This window comes from Virgibacillus carmonensis (genome assembly GCF_057836705.1).
Genome location: NZ_JBYQFJ010000369.1, coordinates 1 through 536, shown reverse-complemented (window position 1 = coordinate 536; position 536 = coordinate 1). Strand labels below are relative to the sequence as shown.

Here is a 536-nt window from a genome sequence, read left to right as displayed (position 1 = left end):
AAACGCCGTTCCTTCTCCCGTACCTGCCTGGATTGGAGTGAACGGCAGCATCATCTTGCGGGTGCCTTGGGGCAAGCAATTACAGCTAAGTTTTTTGATTTAAACTGGATTGAAAGACATTCTTCCAGCCGTGCGGTAAAGCTGACAAAAGAGGGAGAAACCGGGTTGAAAAACGTTTTTCATTTGAGTTTGTGAGGTATGGACTGAAACAGCCATCCTGCAAAAAAAATCATCAGGATGGCCCACTTTCCTTTTAATCCGAATGGCTATATGCCACAATTTCGGCCTTGTCACCAGCCGATATTTTCCCAGGTTGCTCCACAATACCGACAATTCCCCTCAACCCTAATGATGATTTTATAAAACGTGTTGAAAGCTTTCGTTCATTCGGATAATTTTCCTGAAGCACTTTACCAGGACCTAAACACGGAAGGTTCTCCCCCTCACACAAAATTCCCGCACCACTTGGAAAAATAATTCTGCTTCCCGGCGTCAATCCTGTCAGGCCCTCAAAGCCTTCCAGTACGATATTGGCT

1 protein-coding gene and 1 pseudogene are annotated in these 536 nt (G+C 45.5%); one reads left to right on the top strand and one right to left on the bottom strand.

The window, feature by feature from the left end; translation table 11 throughout:
• Nucleotides 1–195, top strand: a pseudogene (locus AC3G7N_RS22405) (transcriptional regulator); the annotation flags it as partial.
• Between the two features lie 58 nt (nt 196–253).
• On the opposite strand, the gene AC3G7N_RS22400 reads toward AC3G7N_RS22405, so the two are convergent.
• Nucleotides 254–536 (bottom strand): MOSC domain-containing protein (locus AC3G7N_RS22400; protein WP_489424306.1); only part of this gene is annotated, 283 nt, incomplete at its 5' end.